Source organism: Paenibacillus agri (assembly GCF_013359945.1).
GTDB classification, from domain to species: Bacteria; Bacillota; Bacilli; order Paenibacillales; family Paenibacillaceae; genus Paenibacillus_AQ; species Paenibacillus_AQ agri.
This window is the reverse complement of the sequence record NZ_JABWCS010000218.1, coordinates 290,377-314,579: the sequence shown is the minus strand read 5'-3', so window position 1 is coordinate 314,579 and position 24,203 is coordinate 290,377. Positions and strand designations below refer to the sequence as shown.

The following is a 24,203-nucleotide window of genomic DNA, read 5'->3' as shown; positions in this document are numbered from 1 at the left end:
GGTGTGCAGTTACCAGTTGCCCTTCAGCATCAACACCCCATACTGAAATTTGGATAGTGTCGTCCAGTCCATCCAGCGGGGTTTCGAAAATAAACTCGAAACCGTCAAAGTCAGCAAAATATTCTCTTGTAATGACCTGGTTCGGCACTACATACAGAAGCTCAAGAACATATTGCGTCCTTACGCCATTTAGATAAAAGCCTTGAATCAATACTGATGTGGTGGTGAGAGTACTGCGGTTATCAATTTTAACAATTACTTGTTGAGTCGGTCTTACCCCACTCACCGGCAATACCCCGTTCTCTATCGGCCCTGTTGATAAAGTACTCATTTACCGTATCTTCCTCCTTCTATTATTAATTGGTTGAACGCCCTGCAAAAAGAGATATTTATGGAATAGTATATTCTGATATTTTTGAATTGAATGGGACAGTGGCATTCCTAATATGATTTCTACCCGAAAATCCCATATCTTATTTGTTGCTTTAAAATTTCGATTGTGGTTATAATACAAACAAATGTTCCTATTTCGGAGGCGATCACATGAAAATGAGCATTGGCCAAACTATCGAAATCATATACCTGGACAAAGCAGGCAAGATTACGCAGCGGAAGATCGAAGTGCTCGGTATTCGTAACGGCCGCATAAGAGCTACTTGTTTGACCACAGGCGCACCCCGTGTATTTCTGGCTTCCAGTATTCTCTCATGTCAGCCAGTGGCAGAGAATCGTTATGCTTAGCGACACTGCCCGCAAGTTGTTGATGATCATGCGGCATTCTTCGGTTCATCACGGTTACATGCCTACATTTGAACTATTACAGACAAAGAGTGGAAGAACGCCGGATAAGATAAGGGTTGGGTTACAGGAATTGGTTGATGAAAAATACATTCAATGGCAGCTCGGCAATCCACCTGAGAGTGCTCTAATACTTGAGGGATGGGAGCGAACCGAGGATAGGCCAGCATCAGTAACCTGGGGCATGGATGGGGGCCATATCGATTACTGGACCGATTATTAGGAAGGGCGGACGTCATGGTACGTAAACTAGACAGTATATTTGACTGCAGCCGGATGATGCTTCCGGAACACAAGATACGAATTATCAGTGACGAGAGAGCGCAGAGCCTACGTAGCAAGCCGGTGCTTGATTCACAAGAGTGGGAACTGATCGACCAAGTACTCGCGTACTCAAAGCGCTACCGTGAGCAGATAACGATCACTCAATTTGACCCAGTCCAGGATATTAAGATTCGGGGCGTAGTGCTGGCCGTAGATCGGCAGCTGCGGCGTATTAAGTTACAAATGGAGTATGATTACGACTGGATCAAGATCGACGATGTAATTCAAGTGACTACATAATAAAACCCCGCCGTTATTCTGGCGGGGTTTCTTTGTCTTCTATATATTCGAGCAATTCTCCGGTGCTGACCTTTAAATGCTTACAGAACCTGTCCAGTGTCTCCATATCTACGCGCTTGGACGTATCGTGGTACAGCCCTGATACCGTGTTAATGGCAAGTCCAGTTTCTCTGGCGACTCCTCTAATGGACTTCCCCTGCTGATCCATTATCTCTTTGACATGATTAACGATCACGGACAGGCCTCCTTTTCCAAAAGTATACAGCAGTAAATAAAATGTATCAACTAACTCATACATGTATCATCTTCCTGATACGACTGCATATAATGTATTAGGATGATGATACAGGAGGTTGGTTATTATGTTACCGGTGCATTTAAGGTTGGCGGAGATCTTCTATATTAATATGAAGGGAGCACTCACACTGGAGGAAGCGAAGGAGCTGCAGTACTGCCTGCGCGAGAACGCCAGGTATTGCTGGGATTGTCTGATGATCGAGAATCAGTTCAGGTTGGCGAGTGCAACACAAGATCATGAGTGGCAGTTGGAGTTGCAGCGGAAGTTGGAGGTTCTGAGATTGACGGGGAGGGTGCCGAAGATTTAGTATAATCATATTGCTTTATATAGAAGCTGAATCCACAAAAAATCATACTGCGTGATTTTCGTCTATAAAATCACGGGAAAGTCACATTTTATCTTTTAGTAGGTTTCAAATCGTTTAACAAATAAGTGATTCATATCCATGACAGCGAAATGAACACTGAAATTTAGCTACGTTTCATCTAATTTAATCGGCCTCATGATGCGCTGGGTCACTCCATCGCTCGTACAAGCCCTGTCGCTATTAACTGTTCATTAAAACCGTTTGACTTCTCAAAGCGACTCCCCCTATAATAAAAGAAGTGGTTTGAAGCCCGGTGTGGTTAATTTTCCAAGGGGGAGGGAGACAGGTGGAAGCCCGGATAGATAAAATCAAGCAACAGCTACAATCCCAAGGATACAAGCTTACACCCCAACGGGAAGCGACCTTAAGAGTGCTGCTGGAGAATGAAGAGGATCATCTAAGCGCTGAGGACGTGTTCATGCTCGTCAAGGAGAAGGCTCCCGAAATCGGTCTGGCGACTGTATATCGTACCCTGGAACTGCTCAGCGAGCTTCATGTCGTAGAGAAGATTAACTTCGGTGACGGCGTAGCAAGATACGACCTGCGCACAGATACGGCGAAGCATCATCATCACCATCTAATCTGCGTGCAATGCGGCAGTATGGACGAGATCCGTGAGGATTGGTTGGGTCCGTTAGAAGAGCGCCTGGAGAAAGAGTACAACTTCTCGGTGCTTGATCACAGACTTGACTTTCATGGGATATGTCATCGCTGCAAGGACAAGAACAATACGGACGGCGAGCCGTCCTAAGCAAGATTATAGATGAAGAGTTACCGCACAAAGCTCTCCTACGGCTAGATGGCCGGGGAGAGCTTTTTGAATGAATGTGCCGGTTTTCTTGAATTAGGTGTAAGATACATAACGTTCCATTCCATCGCATAAGTTGAAGGACGGGCCTGTTTTTGATGGGTCAGAGAAGGCCTGATGCTTGTCAATAGCGTGGAGGGGGAATATTTGTGATCGTTTCTTTGCCCAAAACGGTGCGGCGGATGTATTTTCTGCTTATGTTTGTGCTGCTGAGCTATTTGCTTTATCATGTCATGAGCTTCATTGGCGAGTGGATCAACCCGATGGAGCAACAAGATATCCCGGAGGGCACCGCGGTCCGGGCCTTTCATGATGCCTACTATGGCAGTGAAGGAATGAAAGCGGGGGAGCGCTTGCGTTATTATTACTGGTACGGTGAGTGAGAGCGACCGTATGAAAGCAGGAAATAGGTTGAACCATGTCGAATGAAGCTAAGGTGAGCTTGGGCATAATCTGGCTGAGTCCTTCCTGGTAGAATCATTTGAAAGTCATGCCAAGGAGAGGCAGACTGCCACAAGCGTAGCTGCGTTAGACAGGAGCGTGAATGAGATGAGGTCACACTTGCAGCCCTTTATGCTTTATTTGTCCAGGGATAAAGGTTTGTCAGCGAATACGCTGGAATCCTACGGGCGGGATGTGTCGCAATTTCTGGATTTTGCGGAAGGGCGGGGCGCAGCATCACTGGATGAGATCAGAAAGCCGCTGGTTATGCTGTATCTCGGCTCACTTGGCGCGGCAGGCAAGGCTGCCTCGACAGTGAACCGGAATACAGTGTCGCTCCGCGCTTTTTTTCATTACTTAATGAAGGAACAATTGATGTTTCAGGACCCGACGCTGGAGATGGAATCCATCAAGCCGGATAAGAAGCCGCCGATGATCCTGACGGTGGCGGAGATTGAGAAGCTGCTGGCAGCGCCTGATCAGAGTACCCCTCAGGGAATGCGTGATAAAGCTATGTTGGAGTTACTCTACGCAACAGGGATCCGTGTGTCCGAGCTGATCTCTCTGGATGTCGGCGATGTGCATACCGGCATGAAATTTGCCCGCTGCACAGGAACCTCCGGTAAGGAGCGAGTGGTCCCTATTGGCGTGATCGCTGCGGAGGCAGTAGCGGTGTATACTGCCGATATGCGGGACAAGCTGCTCCGCCATCATCGGGAGGAGCCGGCATTATTCTTGAACAGTTTGGGTGGACGCTTGACCCGGCAGGGTTTCTGGAAGGTCATCAAGAAATATGCGCGTGAAGCCCATATTGAGCAAGACATTACGCCACACACCCTGCGTCATTCCTTCGCAGCCCATCTGCTGGAGGGTGGTGCGGATCTGCGCTCCGTGCAGCAGATGCTTGGACATGCAGATATTTCGACGACTCAAATTTATAGCGGCATAGCCCGCAAGAATATGAAGGAAGTCTATGAGCAGCATCATCCAAGAGCATTGGGGCAAGAGGCCAAAGATGCTTTTTATGAGTAATATGGGTATGATGGAATCATACTGAAAAGATAGGCCTTCCGGGAAGAGCCGGCGGCCCTCTTTTCACGAAGAACGGATACAGTCCTTATAGTGGCGGTACAACCGTTTCTTCCTGTTGGATAGAGCAATCAAATCAGTCAGATAACGAAGGAGTGAGACGGTCATGTCCTCATTTAAACGGATTGGCTTTATAGTTCTTGACAGTGTAGGGATCGGCGAAGCGCCGGATGCAGCAGGCTTTGGAGATGCTGGTTCCCATACGCTTGGACATATTTTGGAACGGGTGCCTGGCTTGAAGCTGCCTAATCTGCAGAAGCTTGGGTTAGCTAACATCGCTCCGCTTCCACCGCTTGCACCAGTAGAGGCACCGACCGGATATTACGGTAAAATGCAAGAGGTATCTGTGGGCAAGGACACCATGACTGGCCACTGGGAGCTGATGGGACTCAAGATTGAGGTGCCGTTCAATGTGTATCCAGATGGCTTCCCGGCAGAGCTGATCGAGAAATTCGAGCAGGCAACTGGGCGCAAGGTGATCGGGAACAAGCCAGCCTCTGGTACTGATATTCTGGTGGAGTACGGGGAAGAGCAGATGAAGACAGGGGCCTGGATTGTTTACACCTCGGCAGACAGCGTGTTCCAGCTTGCCGCACATGAGGATATCATTCCGCTTGAGGAGCTGTACGCAGCTTGCAAAATCGCCCGTGAGTTGACCATGGCTCCCGAGTTCTCCGTAGGTCGTGTAATTGCCCGCCCATATGTGGGTGAGCCAGGGAATTTCGTCCGTACGCCGAATCGTCACGACTATGCGGTGAAACCGCCAGAGCCAACCGTGATGAATGCGCTCGAGGATATTGGCAAGGATGTCATCGCCGTAGGCAAGATCAACGATATTTTCACAGGAGAAGGGGTTACCGCTTCTTATCCGACGAAGAGCAACGAGCATGGGATTGAGGTTACTATCGAAGAGCTGCGCAAACCATTCAATGGATTGCTGTTCACCAATCTCGTAGATTTCGACTCCCTGTACGGACACCGCCGCGACCCGGAAGGTTACGGACGGGCGCTTGAGGTGTTCGACAAAGCATTGCCAGAGATTATTGCTACACTGGGCGAGGATGACCTGCTGATTATTTCGGCCGACCACGGTAATGATCCGATTCATGCCGGAACGGACCATACCCGCGAGTATGTACCGCTGCTTATTTACAGTCCAGCGCTGACAGCTCCGGGCAGTCTGGGCATTCGCCATACCTTCTCTGATGTTGCGGCGACCATTGCCGATAATTTCGGGGCCAAGGCACCGAAGTATGGGACAAGCTTCCTGGCAGAATTGCAATAGAAACAAAAGATTACAACTGCTTTACCAACTTCAAGGGGGAAATGACAATGACCGTAGTTAGCCAAAATCAGATTCAAGAAGCCGCAATTTACATTAAGGAAAAAAGCACGGTAGCACCAGAAATCGGTTTGATTCTCGGTTCGGGTCTTGGCGTACTGGCTGACCTGATCAAAGACGGGATCTCGATTCCGTATCATGAAATTCCACATTTCCCGGTGTCCACAGTAGAAGGACATGAGGGAGAGCTGCTGATCGGTACGATCGAGGGCCGCCGTGTAGTAATGATGAAGGGTCGCTTCCACATGTACGAAGGGTATGGACCGGAAACAACAGCATTCCCGGTACGTGTGATGAAGGAGCTTGGTGTAACCAGCTTGCTGGTGACTAATGCTGCGGGCGGAGTGAATACGGAATACGCGCCAGGCGATCTGATGCTGCTCACCGACCACCTGAACCTCACTGGACGCAACCCGCTGATCGGGCCGAACGACTCAGCACTTGGCGTACGCTTCCCGGATATGTCAACCGCATATAGCCCACGCCTCATCAAGGTAGCCAAAGAAGCGGCTGCAGCACAGAACTTCGAGTTCAAGGAAGGCGTATATGCCGGAGTTCTCGGACCTTGCTATGAGACGCCAGCAGAGATCAGAATGCTGCGCACACTTGGTGCTGATGCCGTGGGTATGTCCACTGTATCTGAGACGATTGTTGCCCGTCATGCAGGTATTGAAGTGCTGGGTATTTCCTGTATCACGAATATGGCGGCCGGAATTCTCGATCAGCCACTTGATCATGGTGAAGTTATGGAGACAGCTGAGCGCGTACGCGAGAGCTTCTTGAAGCTGGTACTGGGCTTTATTCCAAATATGTAGTCACAAGCTACAGCTGTGGACTTTATTATCTATCCCGCATTCCAAGTGGAGGTTACAGGATGAGAGCAGTAGACATTATTCAGAAGAAAAGAGATGGCGGCGAGCTTAGCAGCGAAGAGATTGCATATCTGATTCAAGGCTATAGCCGTGGCGATATCCCGGATTATCAGATTTCAGCTTGGGCGATGGCGGTATACTTCCAAGGGATGAATGCCCGGGAGACCGGAGATTTGACGCTGGAGATGGCCAAGTCTGGTGACCAGGTAGACCTTAGCCCGATCGCAGGCATCAAGGTGGACAAGCACTCCACCGGCGGTGTCGGCGACAAGACGACGGTAGTCCTGGCACCTCTTGTTGCAGCAGCAGGTGTACCCGTCGCGAAAATGTCGGGGCGCGGCCTCGGTCATACCGGCGGGACCATCGACAAGCTGGAGTCCATCTCCGGCTTCTCTGTGGAGATGGATCGCGAGCGCTTTTTTGCCCAAGTTGGCGAAATCGGCGCCGCTGTCATCGGTCAGTCGGGTAATATTACCCCTGCCGACAAGAAGCTGTACGCGCTCCGTGACGTCACTGCTACGGTAGAGTCCATTCCGCTCATCGCGAGCTCCGTCATGAGCAAGAAGATCGCCGCTGGAGCCGATGCCATCGTGCTCGATGTCAAAACCGGCAGCGGAGCCTTCATGAAGACACTGGATGATTCCATTGCACTGGCACAGGCTATGGTTGACATCGGCACACATTTGGGCCGCAACACGGTTGCGGTTATCAGCGACATGGACCAGCCGCTGGGATTTGGCATCGGCAACGCCCTGGAGATCAAGGAGGGCATCGAGACCCTCAAGGGCCAAGGTCCGAAGGATCTCGAAGAAGTCAGCCTGATTCTGGGCAGCCATATGCTGGTACTGGGTGGCAAGGCGCGCGACGAGGCTGAAGCACGGGCCATTTTGAAATCTCATATCGCGGACGGTACCGCGCTTGAGAAGTTCAAACAGATGGTAGACGCACAAAGCGGAGATGTGACGCAGATTGAATCCCCGGACAAGCTCCCGGCAGCGAAACGCCTGATCGAAGTTAAGGCTGCTGCTGCAGGGTATGTGGACGGCATTCAGGCTGAGGAAATCGGCATTGCTGCCATGCTGCTCGGCGCTGGACGTGAGACGAAGGAATCGGTGATCGATCTTGCAGTCGGCATTTACCTGACCAAGAAGGTTGGCGATGCTGTGGCGGCTGGCGAGACGCTTGCGGTTCTGCATGTCAACGATGCTGCAGAAGACAAAGTAGCTGAAGCTGAGAGCAAGGTTATCGAAGCTTACCGGATCTCTTCCAGCCCGGTGGTACCACCGCCGCTTGTCTATGCTCTGGTCACTAAAGACGGCGTCACACGGTATTAAGGGGTACTGTTGTACCTATGCCTATAGGGAAAATGAACGATAGCAGCTTTTGGGTTAATACTCTGGGTCATCCGGTCAACGGATGGCCCATTTTTTTATGGAATGGTGACGTTCGCTCTAGGTCCTCAGCATGAAAGTTTCAGGAAATAATCATTTAAAATTGAAATGATCATTTCTCTCCCCTATACTATTTTCAAAAAGAGACTATATCTGTGAGGAGCTGGAGCGCGTATGGAGAAAAGGCGGGAGCTGTGGATTGACGCGGCCAAAGGCCTAAGCATTATTTTTGTCGTGATGGGACATTCGGGTGATGCCTTCGCCAATCATTATTTGTCCTGGTTTCGGATGCCGTTATTCTTCTTGCTGAGCGGAATGGTATTCAAGCCGGTGGACCCGGCACGCTACATTGGGTGGGCAGTGAAACGGACCAAGGGGCTGATGACGCCCTATCTTGCCTACGGATTACTCATTACGACTGTACTGCTCTTGTTTACACTTAATTTAAAGGGGTTTGCCGAAAATATCGCCAGACTGCTCTACGGAGGTCTGTCACTTACCGGTCCCTACGGTGTGTTTTGGTTCATTACCTGCCTGTTGTTTACACAACTGATCTTCGGGTACATTACCCGTTTCCGCGGCATGACCCAATTCCTCCTGATCGCCTCGTGTTATCTGCTTGCCCATGTGATTTCTATGACTTCCCTGAAGAACTTCAATCTCCCTTGGAACATCGATGTGTCCTTGCTGGCGATTACTTATTATGCCCTCGGGTACTATGGGAAAAAGGCGATTCCGGCCATCATTGGACGTTTGGTCATTGTTCCGTTCATCTTACTGGCTAGCGCAGCCGCGTTCTATTTGGACCATGCCGGGGTAATCAGCTACAGTCTGAATATGAAATACAAGCAATATGATGCGCTGCTGCTGGATCTGGTCATTCCGCTAGTCATTTCGTTGACGATTTGTGCCTTGGTGTTCTGGCTCTCGAAACTGCTGCCGCTGAAATGGCTGGGAGATTTGGGACGTAATACGATTGCGATTATGTATCTGCATTTGCCGATCAATTATGGTCTGAAGTATTTGCTGGGGACGGATTATGGACTGCTGCCGTTCACACTGGTGGGAGTGGTCATTCCGCTAATTCTGGCTATGGTGATTGTCCGGTTCCCAGTGCTGTCGAGACTCTATCTCGGCCATAGTGGCAAAAGCCGTCCAGCTGTAAGTTACAGTGAGCGTGGAGCGGCCCAGAATGCCGTTAGCACTGAATCCATTTCATAAATTCATAAGTGAGACTCTAATCATCGATATCTAGTTGTACATGGTTTAGGTATAACTAGAGACTGTTGGTAGTTTAAGAAAGATCATATAGTATAACTGTTTGGGGAGGAAAACATATTGAAACCAACGGAGTCGAACGTAACAGCTTTAGGTTCAGCATTTGACCGAACATACAATAGTAAAAGCGACATACCAGAAGAATTAGACGCTTCTGTGGAAACAGATTCAGAACAAAATGGGGCTAGTTTAACTTCCTTAATATCAGCTTTTGGTAAGGCGTATCATAGCAGGTATGATTCACCAAAAGTGGTGGATGATTTTATTGTAAATAAGTTGCTTTCCAAAGAGGAATTTTCAGCTATCAGTAAAAATTTGATTAACGGTATACAATTTTACAATAAAGATATCGGAGAAAGGTTTAAAGATGAACCAGATAAAATTTTAAAATGGATTACACAAGTTCAGGTATCTTCAGTACCTCTAGCGCGCTCTGCCTATTGTGAAAAAATATTACTTAATGAAGTGAAGTCTGGCCTAAAGCAATATGTCATATTAGGCGCTGGCCTGGATACTTTCGCACTCCGGTTTCCGGAATTACAAAGCAGTTTAAAGATCTTTGAAATTGATCATCCGGATACACAAGTGTTAAAGAAAAGAAAGCTGGCAGCTGCTAAATTCGACATCCCTGATCATCTTTATTTTGTACCAATGGACTTTACTACTGAGTTTTCTCATCAGAGCTTGGTAAAGGAAGGATTTGAAAACGAGAAAACGTTCTTTAGCCTGTTGGGTGTCACATATTATTTATCAAAAGAAGAAAACGCTTCCTTGATGCAACATTTTTTTGCAAATGTCCCATCAGGTAGTTCTATTGTGTTTGATTATGCAACTGAAAAACTTTTTGAAGAAAAAGGAATGTCTAATCGGGTGGAAAACCTGGTGAAATTTGCTGAAGCAAGCGGGGAACCGATGAAATCAGGATTTACATATGATGAAATTACAAGCATATTGGAAAATTCAGGATTACAAATTAAGGAGCATCTATCACCTGAAATGATGAACAAACTCCTATTTAAGAATAGGACGGATTATTTGTCTGCATTCGAGACAGTACATTATATTCATGCTGTAAAAAAATAGTTTTCTGCCGGAAAATAATTCGGATTTTTTCCCTGGAAAATGGAATATTAATGTCCCTTTCTGACGAAACTGGAACACAGTACCTGTGAAATGAAGGTTAACGTTCAGGAGGGGACTATTGTGAGAAAACAACGTTATGCAGCTCTGCTACTAGCATTCTGTATCAGTACCGCGGCCCTGGGTCCGGCCTCAGGTGTTTTTGCGGAGGAAAAAGGCAAGGCGAAGAGCAGCACGCCTGCCGCTGTTGACCTGGCGCCTGGGGCACGTTCCGCCATCCTGATGGATGCGGGCACCGGTACAGTGATCTATGAGAAGAACAGCCATGACAAGCTGCCGCCGGCCAGCATCACCAAGATTATGACGATGCTACTGACGGTAGAGGCGCTGGATGATGGCCGGCTGAAGCTTGATGACAAGGTTCGGACAAGTGAATACGCGGCGTCGATGGGTGGCTCGCAGATTTTTCTGGAGCCGGGTGAAGAAATGACGGTGGATGAGATGCTGAAAGGTATCGCTATGGCCTCCGGCAATGATGCTTCTGTGGCGATGGCGGAGAAGCTGGCTGGCTCGGAGAGTGCCTTTGTCGATATGATGAACAAGCGGGCGGAGGAACTGGGACTGAAGGATACCCATTTCGCCAACTGTAACGGACTTCCGGCGACTAATCATTATTCCTCAGCCCATGACATCGCCGTGATGAGCCGGGAACTGCTGAAGCATGAGCGGATTATTAAATATACCGGCTCCTATCAGGATTATCTGCGCAAGGATTCGTCTAAGCCGTTCTGGCTGGTGAACACGAACAAACTCGTACGCTTCTACACCGGAGCAGATGGTCTGAAGACCGGCTACACCTCGGAGGCTAAATTCTGCCTGTCCGCTACAGCTGCAAGAGATGGGCTGCGTGCTGTGGCAGTTGTGCTAGGCGAGCCGAACACGAAGACCCGTAACAGCGAGGTGTCTGGCATGTTCGACTACCTGTTCTCGCAGTATAAACTGCATACGATCCACAAGGCCGGTGACACCATCGCCACGCTTAACATTGAGAAGGGCGAGAAGAAGACGTTGCCGATTACAGCTAAGGATGCGTACAGCGTTTTGCTGAAAAAAGGTGTCACTCAGGAGGGGATCCGTCACGAATTGGTGCTGCCGGAGAGTATTAAAGCGCCTGTTGCTGAAGGACAGACTGTCGGCAAGCTGGTCGTATATCAAGGTACTAGTGTGATCAAGGAATATGAACTGAAGGCTGACGAGGCTGTGCCGAAGGCCGGCTGGTGGAAGCTGTTCAAGCGGACGGCAGGGTCGCTGTTCAACGCGGATTAATTCCGTACATTTTGTAGATACCCCCTATGTATTCTGTAGATTCATAGGGGTTTTCTTCTAGTTTTGTCGGGAGGCAGGATTCCTGATTTGCCGCGTAGAAAACCTTGTCCTGTGAAGAGTGAGCAAGTGAATCTGTTCATGGGCAGTTTTTCAAAGCAACGAAGAGGAGAGTGGCAAGCATGAATTCTAATGTGGAAATGGAGCATCACCGGGGTGTGCTGATTGTCCGATTGTCAGGGGAGCTGGACCATCACGCCGCCGATTATGTACGGATGGATATGGATGAAGCGATTATGCGGGGCCAGGTCGAGCATCTGGTGCTGAGTCTCAAACATTTGCAGTTCATGGACAGCTCGGGCCTTGGCGTTATTCTGGGAAGGTACAAGCTGATTCGCGCTAAAGGTGGCAAAATGGCGGTATGCGATGCGACCGCACCCGTACAGCGGCTGCTTGAAATGTCGGGCCTGTTCAAGATCATGCCCTTATATGACGACGAGAGCGCTGCACTCTCGGATTTGGAGGTTGCGTTATGACTAATAGCCAAGCCGGTAACTTCATGCATGTGCAGTTCGCTGCGCTCTCGGAGAATGAGTCGTTCGCACGTGTGGTGGTGGCGGCTTTTGTCTCCCGGCTGGATCCAACAATGGATGAGCTGAATGACCTGAAGACAGTCGTGTCGGAGGCCGTCACCAATTGCATTATCCACGGGTATGACAGTGACCCCAGTGGTGTTGTCAGTATCTCGGCATCCATTGATAACGAGACCGTACGCTTGACCATTGAGGACAAGGGACGGGGGATCGAGGACCTGGAGCTGGCACAGCAGCCGCTATATACCTCCAAGCCGGAGCTGGAGCGGTCGGGAATGGGCTTTACCATTATGGAAAATTTCATGGATGAGTTTGAAGTAACCAGTGAACCGGGGCGCGGTACCTCCATCACAATGAAGAAAACCATCGTCTCGAAAAAAGCTTTATACAATTAGGGGTTGGAGCCATGGATGCTGAAGCTAAAAAAGCTCCGCCGACCTATTTGGACGATGCGGAGGTCAAACGTCTTATCGCGCTTAGTCAGGCAGGGGATAACCTGGCCCGCGACACGCTCGTAAGCTGCAATATCCGCCTGGTCTGGTCGGTGGTGCAGCGGTTTATGAACCGCGGATATGAGCCTGACGATTTGTTCCAGATCGGTTGTATCGGTCTCTTGAAGTCCGTTGATAAATTCGATCTCAGCTATGAGGTCAAATTCTCTACCTATGCCGTGCCGATGATTATCGGTGAGATTCAGCGCTTCTTACGCGACGATGGCACCCTAAAGGTTAGTCGCTCCCTCAAGGAGATGGCCAACAAGGTGCGCAAGATGAAGGATGAAATGTCCAAGACGCTGGACCGCTTGCCGACCATCGGCGAGGTGGCCGAAGCACTAGGCGTAACACCCGAAGAAATTGTGTTTGCCCAGGAGGCCAACAAGCCGCCAACCTCGATTCACGAGACAGTGTTCGAGAATGACGGTGATCCTATTACCCTGATTGATCAGATTGCTGATGAGAGCCAGGAGCGCTGGTTCGATAAGCTGGCGCTCAGCGAGGCTATTGGATCCTTGAGCGAGCGGGAGCGGCTGATCGTCTACCTGCGCTACTACCGGGATCAGACGCAATCAGAGGTCGCCAGTCGCCTTGGTATCTCTCAGGTTCAGGTTTCGAGGCTGGAGAAGAAGATCCTGGCGAATATCAGGGAGCAGATTGCCCAGTGAGTTATAAATGGGTAAAGTAGAAGTATGATGATAAAAGGATTCAGATAACAAGGTGACTTCTGCATTTTTTCAGAGGTCATCTTTTTTCATGAGCGATTTGTACTTTTTTTCACATTTTAACAGAATTATTTATAGCATCTTAAACTAATTTAGACTGAATACCGTTTTTTTTATGCTGTTCTTATCAACTATTGAGCAAGAGAAGTCCACACTGGCATAAGAATGAGCACTCCTTATTCATGCGAATTACTTACTCCTGTCCCTGTGAAAAACATTGGCTTATGCCCAAAAGCCGCACAGCGAAGGAACAAAAGGATGTTGTAGAATCGAGACGTTCGCCTTCATGTTTAAACGTTGATATGCGCCCAAAAGCCGGGCGAAGGGATGCTGTAGAAGCGGGCATTCGCCTTCATGTTTAAACGTTGGTTTACGCACAAAAGCTGCACAGCGGAGGGGCGAAGGGATGCTGAAGAAGCGAAAGCGTTCGCCTTTAAAGTCCGATTTCAACATTAACAAAATTCAATCACTGAAATCGGACTTTAACAGCGATCGTAAGCACCCTTCGCCCCGCAGCCTCTCCGCTGACGTATGACCAAGCACTTTTTTTATGTAGAGAACTAAACACCAACCCATTCCAAGGAGGTAACATATGTCTAATTCGCAAATTACGAAAAATGCCCTGGCTCGTTCGTTGAAAAAGCTGATGCTGACGAGACCTCTCCATAAGATTACAATCGGTCAGATAACCGATGATTGCGGCCTGACAAGGCATACCTTCTATAATCATTTTCACGATATATATGAGCTGCTCGGCTGGGTCTATCAGACCGAAATTATTGAGGATTTGGAGCAATACCGCAATTACGCCGGCTGGCAGCAGGGCTTCCGCAGCGTACTGCACTATACAGAGAAGAACAAAACCATTTGCCTTAACACCTTTCATTCACTCGGCCGCGAACATCTGGAGAAGTTTCTGTACGATGTCATCTACGGTGTAGCTAGTGAAGTCGTTGAAGAGCTGGCAAGGGATCATACGACAAGTTCGCAGGCCAAGGAGGAGATCGCTGACTTCTATACACTTGCTGTTTTGGAACAAATAATCCAATGGTTGAAGGCTGGAGCTAACACTGACCCGGATGTAATTGTGCATAAAGTCAGCAGAATAATGGGAGGTTGTATAGAGCGAAGCCTAGCTCAGTATCAGGATCTATAGCTTACATATGGAGTGAATGATCAATCCAATGTAAAATGAAAGATCGGTCTTTTTCACGAAATTACGACAATTTTTCTGCATTATTCCACTATTTGAAGTGAGAATTCGCATTCATATGAAAATATGGACAATTTTAATAGTAAAAAATGTGGATATATTTAATGTTTTTTTAAATTACGAGAATAAATATTCTCTACTCTATAGAGGTGGGCCATAACATTGGCAGTTTTGAAGTAGAGAAGACACTCGTATACGTATTCCTTTGCATTGGATCAACAATAAAATGAAAAAGGAAGTTGGTTATGGAGCAGCTAAAAATATGGGCACACCGGGGAGCAAGCGCTTATGCTCCGGAGAATACAATGGAAGCCTTCAAGCTTGCCGTTAAGCAGCAGGCCGACGGACTGGATATCACTATTCATCGTACCAAGGATGGGGAGATTGTTGTTATCCATGATGATACCATCGACAGAACCTCCAATGGTACTGGCAAGGTTGCCAATTATACACTTGCAGAGCTGAAGGAATTCAACTTCAATGCCAGATTTGAGCAGGAGTATACACGAGCTGAGATCCCCACTTTTTTAGAGGTTCTGCAATTTGTTAAAGAGAATAACCTTGCGCTGAACATTGAGGAGAACTTCATTTTTTCAGATAATGACCTTTCAGACATCAGTTTGGAAGCCGCAAGACTGGTGGCAGAACATGGTTTGACGAAGCAAGTTAGTTTCTCTTCCTTTGACCATGGCTCGATGGCCCAGTTAAAAGAAGCCTATCCGGACATCAGAACCGGGCTGTTGTTTCTTGAGGAATTGCATCGCGGTGAAGCTTATGCCAAAACAGTAAATGCTGATGCGCTCCATGTGTTTTTTATAAATATCGGTCATGAAAACATTAATCAGATGCATGAGGCAGGCGTGAAGGTGCATGCTTGGACCGTTAACGATGTTCCCTATATCAAGTCCATGCTCGATGCCGGGGTTGATGTTGCCATTACGGATTGCCCTGATGTTTGTTCTGATCTTAGAAGCCTGGATAAGGCCGCCCGTGATGGGCTAGACGAAGAGAAGTTCAAAGCTGGCTATGGAAAAGTAAAATCCTATTCTTTTTTAGAGAGTTTATATGACAAGATGGCGAAGAACGAAGGACAGGAGGGCCAGGAATGATGAGCAGCCTCAAAGTATTGGCACACCGGGGAGCAAGTGCATATGCTCCGGAAAACACGATGGAGGCCTTCAAGCTGGCCATTGAACAGAGAGCGGACGGTTTTGAAATAGATATCCACATTACGAAGGACGGGGAAATCGTGGTCATCCATGATGATACCATCGACAGAACCTCGAACGGCAAGGGAAATGTTACCGATTTTACGCTGGCCGAACTGAAGCAATACAATTACAACGCCCGTTTTGAAGATAAATATCCCACTGCAGAGATTCCAACATTGCGGCAGGTGCTGGAGTTAGTTAAGGAACATCGTTTGTACCTGAACATCGAGGTCAAGGATATTATGGTCCAATCGCAAAAATATGATGGCCTTAACGTAGCAGCAGCTGAATTGGTAAAAGCCTATGATCTGGTGGATCAGGTGATCTTCTCCTCATTCAATCACAAATCGATGTTTGAGCTGAAGCAGGCTTGCCCGGAAATCAAAACAGCCCTGCTGCATTTTTCCAAATTCTATAGAGGCGAGCAATACGCCAAGACCGTCCAAGCCGATGCGTTGCATCCATTGTTTATCTGTGTGGACGCTAATGTGGTGGATCAGGCACATCAGGCCGGTGTTCAAGTCAATGCTTGGACTGTAAATCAGGTCTCGGTCATGAGACAAATGATCGATGCAGGTGTGGACGCGATTATCACAGACTATCCTGATATCTGCGCCAATCTGGTTAAACCATCTGGGCTAGCTTAATTATTGTATCGGCCCGCACAACTATCGACAGCTAGGCGGAGGTATGGGAAATGAGCAGTATTGTAATGGAACGTGTGGAGAAGAAATACGGAGACAAATCTATTATTGATAACCTCAACTTAAGTATCGAAAGCGGCAGCTTTACGGTCCTGGTAGGTCCTTCCGGCTGTGGGAAATCCACAACCCTGCGCATGATTGCCGGCCTGGAGAATAACACCGGAGGCTCAATCATCATTGGCGGCAAGAACATGAACGGTGTGGAGCCGGGCAAACGGAATCTGGCGATGGTGTTCCAGAATTATGCCCTTTACCCGACAATGACCGTTGAACAGAACATCGAGTATGGATTAAAGAATAACAAGGTACCTAAGGATGAGCGGATGCAGCTGATAAAAGATATTGCCAATACGGTTGGCTTAACCAAGCATCTGCATAAGCGGCCGGAATTTCTCTCCGGCGGGGAGAGGCAGCGCCTGGCACTGGCCAGAGCGATGGTTAAAAAACCGGCGATTTTCCTTATGGACGAGCCGCTTTCCAATTTGGATGCCAAGCTTAGAGGGCAGATGCGTTCCGAACTGATCGAGCTGCATCAAAGACTAGGCGCAACGTTCGTGTATGTTACTCATGATCAGGTTGAAGCCATGAGCATGGGCACCAAAATTGTGTTAATGGATGGCGGAAAAATAATGCAGGAGGATACGCCTCGTGGCATTTATCATGATCCGCAAAATATTTTCACCAGTAAATTTATCGGTACACCTGCTATGAACGTTCTTGAGCTGGAGCAATGTGATGATGTCAAACTGCAGGCTCTTGCACCTGCGGAAGCTAAATATGTAGGGTTTAGACCGGAGAAGGTTAAGTTCACTATTGAGGATGAAAAAGCAGGGGGCAGATCGCAATGTATTTCTTTTGACGGCATGCTGACTACACGGGAAATCTTGGGCTCCGAGATAATATACAAGGCTGAGCTCGGCAGTAACTCTAGTATTGCTATCAAATGCTTTGACAGTCAGGAACGTCCGCTTGAACATGTAACGGTATATGTGGAAGAGTCCAGTCTAGTTTTCTTTGACGGGAACGAACAGAGAATCTACGGGGCGAAGAGAGTATGAAGCAAGACAATAACACGCTGCGAATCCTCCCTTATGTGATGGTCGCTCCAGCAGTGCTGATTCTGGTGGCATTCTACATTTATCCGATTGGCTACAATATATATTTGAGCTTCTTTTCCTGGAATATGCGCGGGCCTATGAAATTTATCGGCTTGAAGAACTACAAAGAGCTTTTCTCCAGCAGTGATTTTGCCCATACGTTAATGAACACTATAGGGTACATGGTGATGGAAGTAAGCATGGTTCTCATTCTAGGTTTATTGATGGCGCTATTTTTGCAGAAAAACACGTTCATTAACCGTTTTATCCAGACGATCAGCTTTACACCTAATATTATTTCACTAGTATCGGTATCGTTGATCTGGATGTGGCTCATGAATACGGACAAGGGATTGTTCAACTATATCCTTTCTCTCTTTGGAGCGGATCCGGTTGGCTGGTTGACAGACAAGAACGTGGCTCTATTCTCTGTCGTACTGGTCTCGGTATGGAAATCACTCGGCTTCAATGTCCTAATCATACTCTCGGCACTGGGAGCAATTCCTCCCTATTTATACGAAGCTGCGGCTTTGGATAATGCCAGCCGGCGTTCTGTATTTTTTCAAATTACGCTGAAAATGATCTCGCCTACGTTGTTCTTCTTAATTCTGATGAACATTATTGGCTCGTTTCAAGCCTTTGAGACGATCAGTGTCATGACGAATGGCGGGCCGTCCAATTCAACCAATACTCTGATCTACAGCATTTACAAGCAGGGCTTTGAGTATTACCGGGTAGGGTATGCGTCTGCGATGGCTGTCGTACTGATGCTGATCGTCGGGCTCATCACGATCCTCTACTTTAAAGTATTGAATAAACGTGTGCACTACAGATAAGGGGGAGAAGGAAACAGATGTGGCTGAGACTCCCTAAAGTAACTATTAGACTGCTGCTGTCTGTGTTATTGATTATCATCTTTTTGGCCCCGTTCTATTGGATGCTGCTGACCGCATTCAAGACACTTGATGAGGTAGTCGCAGTCCCTCCGAAGTTCTGGGTAGATAAGTTGCAATGGGTCAATTTCAAAGATGCGTTTACCCGGATTAATTTTCTTCATTATACGAAGAACTCTATCATTATCACTCTGGGTACCCTTGTTGGCCAAATGTTGGTCGTTGTGCCAGCCGCGTATGCTTTTGCCAGATATCAATTCAAGGGCAAGTCGTTACTGTTCGGTCTCGTGCTTGCGACGATGATGGTTCCCGGACAGCTCATTTTCCTGCCTGTGTTCGTGATGTTTGCCAACGTGGGGCTATTGAACACCTATGTGTCCCTAATTGTACCTTTTATCGCGAGCGGGATGGCTATATTCATGCTCCGGCAGACCTTTATGCAGGTTCCCGATTCTATTCTGGAGGCTGCAAGGCTGGATAACTCCAGTGAATGGAAAATCATTCGCACAATTATGCTGCCGATGGCGGTTCCAACCCTATCTACGCTCGCTCTGCTTACGTTTATCGGGACGTGGAACAGTTACTTCTTCCCGCTGGTATGGACAACTACCGACGCAGTACGTACTTTGCCGCTAGGGGTTAAGAAGCTTCAGGATTCAGAGGGGTTAAATCCGCATATCGTTATGGCCGGTAACATGATGCTAATCCTACCAATTTTGATCGTCTTTATGTTTGCGAGAAAACACATTATCAAAGCATTCACTTACAGTGGTGTGAAGTAAATCTAACAACATGACCTGGAGGAAGCTATGACTAATCAATGGAATCACATGAAGAAGAAGTTTGCAGTAGTCTTAACGGCAGTCGTAGGAACAACTGTAATTCTTAGTGGGTGTGGGCAAGCCGGTGCAAACGAGAGTGCTGTAAAGTACACTAAAGGCGATAAGGTGGTCGAAATTAAGTTTTGGACGTCGGCCATGGAACAAGTTAATAAAGACCTGGTGGATCAGTTTAATAAGACCAAGGGTGCTGAGCTGAACATTCATGTGAGCGCGGAGTATCAAGGCGATTATTCGGAGATTCAGCAAAAAGTTAACGCAGCGGCGATTGCCAACACGCTTCCGAATGCTTTCATTGGTGAAGTATCCCAGACCAAAGGTTTTGCGGACAGCAATACAATCGTGGATCTGGAGCCTTTTATGAAGGTGAACGATTTCAATAGGGACGATTTCAAGATTGGTGATCTCGATAACCTTTATGTAGACAAGGATATGTATGCCTTCCCGCATATGCGTAGTCTGCCAGTGATGTATGTGAACAAGACTTTGGCTAAAAAAGTAGGCTTGAATGAAAATGGTCCAGCCACATTTGACGAGTTGGAGTCTTATATGGAGACTGCCTATAAAGCAACAGGCAAAACTCCGATGTACCTGCTTAATAATGACCTTTGGATTCTGGAGGCACTACTGTCTTCTTACTCTAATACGAACATGCTGAATGATGAGGAAACGGCTACGAACATTAATAGTAAGGGTGCAGTAGAACTGATTTCATTTCTGCGTGATGGCGTGTCCAAGGGCCTGATCAAAGTATTTAATCCAACACAGTTGAACGATTTTGTCGGGGCTGTGTCCGATCCTGATACCCTGCTCACATTCTCCAGTATTGGCGGCTATAAAATCTTCCTGGGTCTGGCTGCCAAAAGTAAATATGAGCTTGGGGTAGCCATGATTCCTGAAGGCAAGGGAGGAACCCGTGGCGTACCAGTAGGTGGTTCAAACGTCTATATGTCCAACACAGGTACGGAAGAGGAGAAAGCGGCCACCTTTGAATTCATGGAATGGCTGTCCGACACAGAACAGGCAGCTTATGCTTCAGCTAACACTGGATATTTGCCAACAAGACTCTCTTCATTGGACACAGATCTTATGAAAAAGACAATGGCTGAATTCCCTGGCTATAAGGTTGCGATAGATGAACTGAAGTTCAGTAAAAAGAGACCGACGACCGGGGTTTATCATGAGGTTGAGACACTGGTAGTGTCCCGCTTAGGTGATATTCTTACAGACAATAAAGATGTTCAGCAAGGCTTAGATGCTTTGGCGAAGGATGTAAATGCCATTCTGACCAGATAAGCAGCAGAGGCACCTCATTTCCGGAACGTTACCCGGGATGAGGTGCTTTTGTATGTCATAGACTCTTCATAATGAACACAAAAGAGAGTGATTGTGTAATCTCTGTACAGATGGCGGAAGCTGTCCATAGGCTTCTTTTCGCGGTGGAGGTATAGTGAGGTCAGCTCATGAGTAACCTTACAACTTCAACCCGGAAGGAAGATGAACATGGGAACTTATCAACGAATTCACCCTGTTATGCCAGAAGGTATTGCTTTACGAAAAGCTTATTTGGTCGGAGGAGGGATTGGCTCGCTATCGGCAGCGGCTTTCCTGATCCGCGACGGCCATATGCCCGGCAAGAACATTCACATTCTGGAGGAATCGCCAGTGTATGGCGGCTCCATGGACGGAGCAGGCAACGCTAAGGATGGCTACAGCGCTCGCGGCGGACGGGAGATTGAGGAGCATTTTGAATGCTTTATGGAGCTGTATGGCTTCATTCCATCCCTGAAAAATCCCGACCGCAGTGTGCTGGACGAATTCCGTGAATTCAATCTGGCCGAGCCGGTAGAGTCGCATTGCCGTCTGGTGGAGAACGCCGGACAGAAGGCCGATTTCTCCACACTGGGCCTCTCTACTGCCGATTCTTTGCAGCTTGGCAAGCTGACCATGTTGACCGAGGAGCGGCTGGGGGCGACCACGATTGAAGAATTCTTTGACCCGGGCTTTCTGGAAACGAATTTCTGGTACTTCTGGCGTTCAATGTTTGCTTTTGAGCACTGGCACAGCGTAGTTGAAGTGAAGCGGTACATGGAGCGTTTCATGCACCTTATTAGCGGGATGAACCAGCTCAAAGGGATCCTGCACACGGAATACAACCAATACGATTCGCTCATTCTGCCGTTGATCAAATGGCTGGAAGGGAAAGGCGTCAACTTCGATAAAGGTCATCAGGTGGTGGATCTCGACCTGGATCTTTCCAGTGGGGAGAAGACCGTAACGGGGATTCATGTACTTGTGGGCGGCGCATCGAAGCTGATCAAAGTCTCGCGCAGCGATCTGGTGCTGGTCACCAACGGCTCCATGACTGAAAATTCAACGCTCGGCGATTTCAATCATCCAGCAATCCTCAACCGTTCAGTATCCGAACGGGGCTGCTGGAGTCTATGGGAGAAAATGGCCGCGAAGTCCCCAGACTTCGGCCGTCCTGAAGTCTTCTGCGGCGACATCGACAAAACGAAATGGCTGTCCTTCACCATCACCCTTACCGATGACGACATTTTGTTCCCGCACTTGCTGGAATGGACTGGCGACAAACCGGGCATGGGCGGTGTGGTTACGATTAAGGATTCCAGCTGGCTGATGTCTTGGACTGCACCAACTCAGCCGCATTTCATTAACCAACCGGACAACGTAAAGGTGCTATGGGCATATGGCCTGTTCCCGGATGCAGAGGGCGACTATATTAAGAAGAAAATGTCCGACTGTACTGGTCGCGAGCTGTTCGAGGAACTGCTGCACCATATGGGACTGGGAAATCGCATTCCAGAAATTCTGTCCCACACGACCAACGTCATTCCGTGCATGATGCCATACATTACTTCACAGTTCATGCCGCGTGTCATGGGCGACCGTCCGCAGGTTATCCCGCAAGGCAGCACCAATCTGGCCTTCCTCGGCCAATTCGCCGAAGTGCCGGATGACTGCGTCTTCACCGTCGAATACTCCGTCCGCACCGCCATGATGGCTGTGTATGGCTTACTGAAGCTTGAAAAAGAAGTGATTCCTGTGCACCCAAGTAAGTACGACGTACGTGTGCTGCTGACCGCAGTCGGTACCTGTCTCGGCAACAAGCCGTTGCCGCTGGATAAGACACTGGGTCAGATCTTGGGTGGGACTGTGATTGGGAAGTTGTTGTAAGATCTGAAATGCGTGTGAGAAGTGTAAGAGACAGTTCTTCTTTATAGAAGGGCTGTCTTTTTTTCGTATCGGAATCAATACTTGATCTGAATTATCCGATAATTATACGTAAAGGGTATTTTTTCATTTATATGATATTTTTCCAATTCTATATTTTCAGATTAAGTACAAGGGGGAGGGGTTTTTGAAAGGAAAAGTAAAGATTATATCTATAATACAAGTTCTCGTTGTGGTTGTTATACACGTTCTGGCGATCTCCTTGCTATATACCAAGTCAGAAGAATGGGGCAGCGGGAAAGTACAGCCATATATTCTAGTCTATTCGATTCTAATAATTCTCACATACATAGGCTGTAAGATGTCATTAAAAGCGGGGGAATTCGTACCTAATATTCTTTGGTTTGTTTTTAGTGTTGCCCCTAGTCTAAAGTATTTAAATTATTTAAAAGGACTCTCCAATTGGCATTTTTAATACAGAGATGTAATTGAGCATGGAGTAAAGAAAATGATTTATTTAACTGATTGTTATGCTAAACAAACATGGTACTTTGAGGTAGATGCAGAGGGAACCGCATTCAGACAGGTATTAATCGAGGAGGGGAAAGAAAGTAAGATTTCTAATCTGAAGAAGTTTAATTTTTTCTTGTCAGATCAGGATTTGCCTTTAGATGATCCTGATTTGAAAAGAATCCCTAAGGAAGAGTTCGAAAAAGTATGGAATGACATTAATATCAATCAATTGGAGACATGGCTTGAGCTGAAAGAGCTGCTCCCCCTTGGAACCAAAGTAGAAGGATATATCGAAGTATTTTATCCACATGGGGTGATCGTGAGCATCCCCAGTCATGAGGCATTGGGAGTAGCTGATTATAATGAATGTGCCAAAAACTCACAAAAAGCTAATATGCATAAGGACTTAATAGTTATGGCAGAGATCATAGGATATGATGAAGTAAACTATTGGTTTATCTTGGGGAAGCCAGAAGTTTTAGATCGTCGTTACTCCGCGAATTTAACAATGGAAGGTATCAAAAAGTTGATGCGATAGAGTAGGTTTCTATTTTAAACGTAGTGCATGAAGCTTAGAAATTACAAATAGAATAGAATCGTACCTGCGCCCGGAGGCCGGATGGCTTTTGTTTGCGCATCACTTGCTCAAACAGATGCGCGTAGAAGGAAAAAAGGAAATGGCGGGTTCAGAAATCTTCCTGAGCACTGCCATTTCCTATTTTTTTGTATGATTTTTCCGACAGGTAGGCTTCGCACCAAGGAGTATACCTAGTTTGGAACTGCCCATTCGCACTGGACACGGTTGCTCCAACTTTCTGCAATAAACCTCTATATAGATCGTATGAAAATAACCAGAAAGCCAAGAGAAAAGAAGGCTTATCATAAGAGTCTTGAGTGTGATTAACGGCATTTTTGTACCTTAAATCTTCTAAAACTAGGGGCGATCGTAAAAATAAGTGCAATATTGTACCTTAAATCTTCCAGAATCCCTGGTTAGCATACTTTTTCGAAAAATAAGATACAAAAATGCCCTTATATCCCTCATTTATCTCCATTAATGAAAAATAAGGTACAA

25 protein-coding genes and 1 pseudogene are annotated in these 24,203 nt (G+C 47.4%); 24 read left to right on the top strand and 2 right to left on the bottom strand.

All coding sequences use genetic code 11. The features are described from left to right. Window positions 1–331: pseudogene (locus HPT30_RS23875) on the bottom strand (hypothetical protein); the annotation flags it as partial. A gap of 212 nt (window positions 332–543) precedes the next feature. Here HPT30_RS23875 and HPT30_RS23870 point away from each other — a divergent pair. Together HPT30_RS23870 and HPT30_RS23865 are read left to right on the top strand one after the other, a co-directional pair. After that, complete coding sequence (locus HPT30_RS23870; RefSeq protein ID WP_175373795.1) at window positions 544–741, top strand: hypothetical protein; 198 nt, start codon at window positions 544–546, stop codon at window positions 739–741. 294 nt (window positions 742–1,035) lie between these two features. Next, entirely contained in the window at window positions 1,036–1,362 is a 327-nt protein-coding gene (locus HPT30_RS23865) for a YolD-like family protein (protein ID WP_175373794.1), read from the top strand. Between the two features lie 13 nt (window positions 1,363–1,375). Here HPT30_RS23865 and HPT30_RS23860 read toward each other — a convergent pair whose 3' ends face one another. After that, complete coding sequence (locus HPT30_RS23860) at window positions 1,376–1,597, bottom strand: helix-turn-helix domain-containing protein (RefSeq protein ID WP_312876364.1); 222 nt, start codon at window positions 1,595–1,597, stop codon at window positions 1,376–1,378. A 127-nt stretch (window positions 1,598–1,724) separates the two neighbouring features. Here HPT30_RS23860 and HPT30_RS23855 point away from each other — a divergent pair, with 127 nt between their 5' ends. The 22 genes from HPT30_RS23855 to HPT30_RS23750 all read left to right on the top strand — a co-directional run bounded on the left by HPT30_RS23855 (window position 1,725) and on the right by HPT30_RS23750 (window position 23,666). Continuing rightward, window positions 1,725–1,967 (top strand): DUF7667 family protein, encoded by a 243-nt coding sequence (locus tag HPT30_RS23855; protein ID WP_175373793.1) that lies wholly within the window; start codon window positions 1,725–1,727, stop codon window positions 1,965–1,967. A gap of 346 nt (window positions 1,968–2,313) precedes the next feature. Beyond that, entirely contained in the window at window positions 2,314–2,778 is a 465-nt protein-coding gene (gene fur / locus HPT30_RS23850; protein WP_066363568.1) for a ferric iron uptake transcriptional regulator, read from the top strand. A 206-nt stretch (window positions 2,779–2,984) separates the two neighbouring features. Continuing rightward, window positions 2,985–3,218, top strand: coding sequence for a DUF4227 family protein (locus tag HPT30_RS23845; protein WP_175373792.1), 234 nt, complete (start codon window positions 2,985–2,987; stop codon window positions 3,216–3,218). 166 nt (window positions 3,219–3,384) lie between these two features. Further along, complete coding sequence (xerD, locus tag HPT30_RS23840) at window positions 3,385–4,308, top strand: site-specific tyrosine recombinase XerD (RefSeq protein WP_175373791.1); 924 nt, start codon at window positions 3,385–3,387, stop codon at window positions 4,306–4,308. A gap of 163 nt (window positions 4,309–4,471) precedes the next feature. Next, window positions 4,472–5,650, top strand: coding sequence for a phosphopentomutase (gene deoB / locus HPT30_RS23835; RefSeq protein ID WP_175373790.1), 1,179 nt, complete (start codon window positions 4,472–4,474; stop codon window positions 5,648–5,650). A gap of 47 nt (window positions 5,651–5,697) precedes the next feature. Further along, window positions 5,698–6,522 carry a purine-nucleoside phosphorylase gene (locus HPT30_RS23830; RefSeq protein ID WP_175373789.1) on the top strand — a complete coding sequence of 275 codons (825 nt, stop codon included), beginning with the start codon at window positions 5,698–5,700 and terminating at the stop codon, window positions 6,520–6,522. A gap of 59 nt (window positions 6,523–6,581) precedes the next feature. Further along, a complete protein-coding gene (locus tag HPT30_RS23825; RefSeq protein ID WP_175373788.1) occupies window positions 6,582–7,913 on the top strand; it encodes a pyrimidine-nucleoside phosphorylase in 1,332 nt (443 codons plus the stop codon). 231 nt (window positions 7,914–8,144) lie between these two features. Then, on the top strand, window positions 8,145–9,191 hold the full coding sequence (locus HPT30_RS23820) for an acyltransferase family protein (RefSeq protein ID WP_175373787.1): 1,047 nt from the start codon (window positions 8,145–8,147) through the stop codon (window positions 9,189–9,191). 213 nt (window positions 9,192–9,404) lie between these two features. Then, complete coding sequence (locus HPT30_RS23815; RefSeq protein WP_175373815.1) at window positions 9,405–10,331, top strand: class I SAM-dependent methyltransferase; 927 nt, start codon at window positions 9,405–9,407, stop codon at window positions 10,329–10,331. 120 nt (window positions 10,332–10,451) lie between these two features. Continuing rightward, the gene (locus tag HPT30_RS23810; RefSeq protein WP_376767055.1) at window positions 10,452–11,654 is read left to right on the top strand and encodes a D-alanyl-D-alanine carboxypeptidase family protein; all 1,203 of its coding nucleotides are present in this window, start codon (window positions 10,452–10,454) and stop codon (window positions 11,652–11,654) included. A gap of 179 nt (window positions 11,655–11,833) precedes the next feature. Then, the gene (gene spoIIAA / locus HPT30_RS23805) at window positions 11,834–12,187 is read left to right on the top strand and encodes an anti-sigma F factor antagonist (RefSeq protein ID WP_175373785.1); all 354 of its coding nucleotides are present in this window, start codon (window positions 11,834–11,836) and stop codon (window positions 12,185–12,187) included. Continuing rightward, on the top strand, window positions 12,184–12,639 hold the full coding sequence (gene spoIIAB, locus HPT30_RS23800; RefSeq protein WP_175373784.1) for an anti-sigma F factor: 456 nt from the start codon (window positions 12,184–12,186) through the stop codon (window positions 12,637–12,639). Before spoIIAA ends, spoIIAB begins: the two co-directional genes overlap by 4 nt. A gap of 11 nt (window positions 12,640–12,650) precedes the next feature. After that, entirely contained in the window at window positions 12,651–13,406 is a 756-nt protein-coding gene (sigF, locus tag HPT30_RS23795; RefSeq protein ID WP_175373783.1) for an RNA polymerase sporulation sigma factor SigF, read from the top strand. Window positions 13,407–14,055: 649 nt separating this feature from the next. Then, window positions 14,056–14,619, top strand: a complete 564-nt coding sequence (locus HPT30_RS23790) for a TetR/AcrR family transcriptional regulator C-terminal domain-containing protein (protein WP_175373782.1) — start codon at window positions 14,056–14,058, stop codon at window positions 14,617–14,619. 302 nt (window positions 14,620–14,921) lie between these two features. Continuing rightward, entirely contained in the window at window positions 14,922–15,785 is an 864-nt protein-coding gene (locus HPT30_RS23785; protein WP_175373781.1) for a glycerophosphodiester phosphodiesterase family protein, read from the top strand. Then, entirely contained in the window at window positions 15,782–16,534 is a 753-nt protein-coding gene (locus HPT30_RS23780; RefSeq protein ID WP_175373780.1) for a glycerophosphodiester phosphodiesterase, read from the top strand. Before HPT30_RS23785 ends, HPT30_RS23780 begins: the two co-directional genes overlap by 4 nt. Before the next feature lie 50 nt (window positions 16,535–16,584). Then, a complete protein-coding gene (locus HPT30_RS23775; RefSeq protein WP_175373779.1) occupies window positions 16,585–17,649 on the top strand; it encodes an ABC transporter ATP-binding protein in 1,065 nt (354 codons plus the stop codon). Then, a complete protein-coding gene (locus HPT30_RS23770) occupies window positions 17,646–18,524 on the top strand; it encodes a carbohydrate ABC transporter permease (RefSeq protein WP_175373778.1) in 879 nt (292 codons plus the stop codon). The genes HPT30_RS23775 and HPT30_RS23770 overlap by 4 nt, the downstream gene beginning before the upstream one ends. Before the next feature lie 17 nt (window positions 18,525–18,541). After that, window positions 18,542–19,363: a carbohydrate ABC transporter permease gene (locus HPT30_RS23765; protein ID WP_175373777.1), complete on the top strand. Its 822-nt coding sequence runs from the start codon at window positions 18,542–18,544 to the stop codon at window positions 19,361–19,363. 27 nt (window positions 19,364–19,390) lie between these two features. Beyond that, complete coding sequence (locus HPT30_RS23760) at window positions 19,391–20,716, top strand: extracellular solute-binding protein (RefSeq protein WP_175373776.1); 1,326 nt, start codon at window positions 19,391–19,393, stop codon at window positions 20,714–20,716. Window positions 20,717–20,923: 207 nt separating this feature from the next. Beyond that, the gene (locus tag HPT30_RS23755; RefSeq protein ID WP_175373775.1) at window positions 20,924–22,618 is read left to right on the top strand and encodes an oleate hydratase; all 1,695 of its coding nucleotides are present in this window, start codon (window positions 20,924–20,926) and stop codon (window positions 22,616–22,618) included. 505 nt (window positions 22,619–23,123) lie between these two features. Then, a complete protein-coding gene (locus tag HPT30_RS23750) occupies window positions 23,124–23,666 on the top strand; it encodes a hypothetical protein (protein ID WP_175373774.1) in 543 nt (180 codons plus the stop codon). Window positions 23,667–24,203 lie beyond the last annotated feature (537 nt).

Coding starts and splice junctions, on each gene's coding strand:
- HPT30_RS23870 (WP_175373795.1), top strand. CDS start 544: ATGAAAATGAGCATTGGCCAAACTATCGAAATCATATACCTGGACAAA.
- HPT30_RS23865 (WP_175373794.1), top strand. CDS start 1,036: ATGGTACGTAAACTAGACAGTATATTTGACTGCAGCCGGATGATGCTT.
- HPT30_RS23855 (WP_175373793.1), top strand. CDS start 1,725: ATGTTACCGGTGCATTTAAGGTTGGCGGAGATCTTCTATATTAATATG.
- xerD (WP_175373791.1), top strand. CDS start 3,385: ATGAGGTCACACTTGCAGCCCTTTATGCTTTATTTGTCCAGGGATAAA.
- deoB (WP_175373790.1), top strand. CDS start 4,472: ATGTCCTCATTTAAACGGATTGGCTTTATAGTTCTTGACAGTGTAGGG.
- HPT30_RS23830 (WP_175373789.1), top strand. CDS start 5,698: ATGACCGTAGTTAGCCAAAATCAGATTCAAGAAGCCGCAATTTACATT.
- HPT30_RS23825 (WP_175373788.1), top strand. CDS start 6,582: ATGAGAGCAGTAGACATTATTCAGAAGAAAAGAGATGGCGGCGAGCTT.
- HPT30_RS23820 (WP_175373787.1), top strand. CDS start 8,145: ATGGAGAAAAGGCGGGAGCTGTGGATTGACGCGGCCAAAGGCCTAAGC.
- spoIIAA (WP_175373785.1), top strand. CDS start 11,834: ATGAATTCTAATGTGGAAATGGAGCATCACCGGGGTGTGCTGATTGTC.
- spoIIAB (WP_175373784.1), top strand. CDS start 12,184: ATGACTAATAGCCAAGCCGGTAACTTCATGCATGTGCAGTTCGCTGCG.
- sigF (WP_175373783.1), top strand. CDS start 12,651: ATGGATGCTGAAGCTAAAAAAGCTCCGCCGACCTATTTGGACGATGCG.
- HPT30_RS23790 (WP_175373782.1), top strand. CDS start 14,056: ATGTCTAATTCGCAAATTACGAAAAATGCCCTGGCTCGTTCGTTGAAA.
- HPT30_RS23785 (WP_175373781.1), top strand. CDS start 14,922: ATGGAGCAGCTAAAAATATGGGCACACCGGGGAGCAAGCGCTTATGCT.
- HPT30_RS23780 (WP_175373780.1), top strand. CDS start 15,782: ATGATGAGCAGCCTCAAAGTATTGGCACACCGGGGAGCAAGTGCATAT.
- HPT30_RS23775 (WP_175373779.1), top strand. CDS start 16,585: ATGAGCAGTATTGTAATGGAACGTGTGGAGAAGAAATACGGAGACAAA.
- HPT30_RS23770 (WP_175373778.1), top strand. CDS start 17,646: ATGAAGCAAGACAATAACACGCTGCGAATCCTCCCTTATGTGATGGTC.
- HPT30_RS23765 (WP_175373777.1), top strand. CDS start 18,542: ATGTGGCTGAGACTCCCTAAAGTAACTATTAGACTGCTGCTGTCTGTG.
- HPT30_RS23760 (WP_175373776.1), top strand. CDS start 19,391: ATGACTAATCAATGGAATCACATGAAGAAGAAGTTTGCAGTAGTCTTA.
- HPT30_RS23755 (WP_175373775.1), top strand. CDS start 20,924: ATGGGAACTTATCAACGAATTCACCCTGTTATGCCAGAAGGTATTGCT.
- HPT30_RS23750 (WP_175373774.1), top strand. CDS start 23,124: ATGATTTATTTAACTGATTGTTATGCTAAACAAACATGGTACTTTGAG.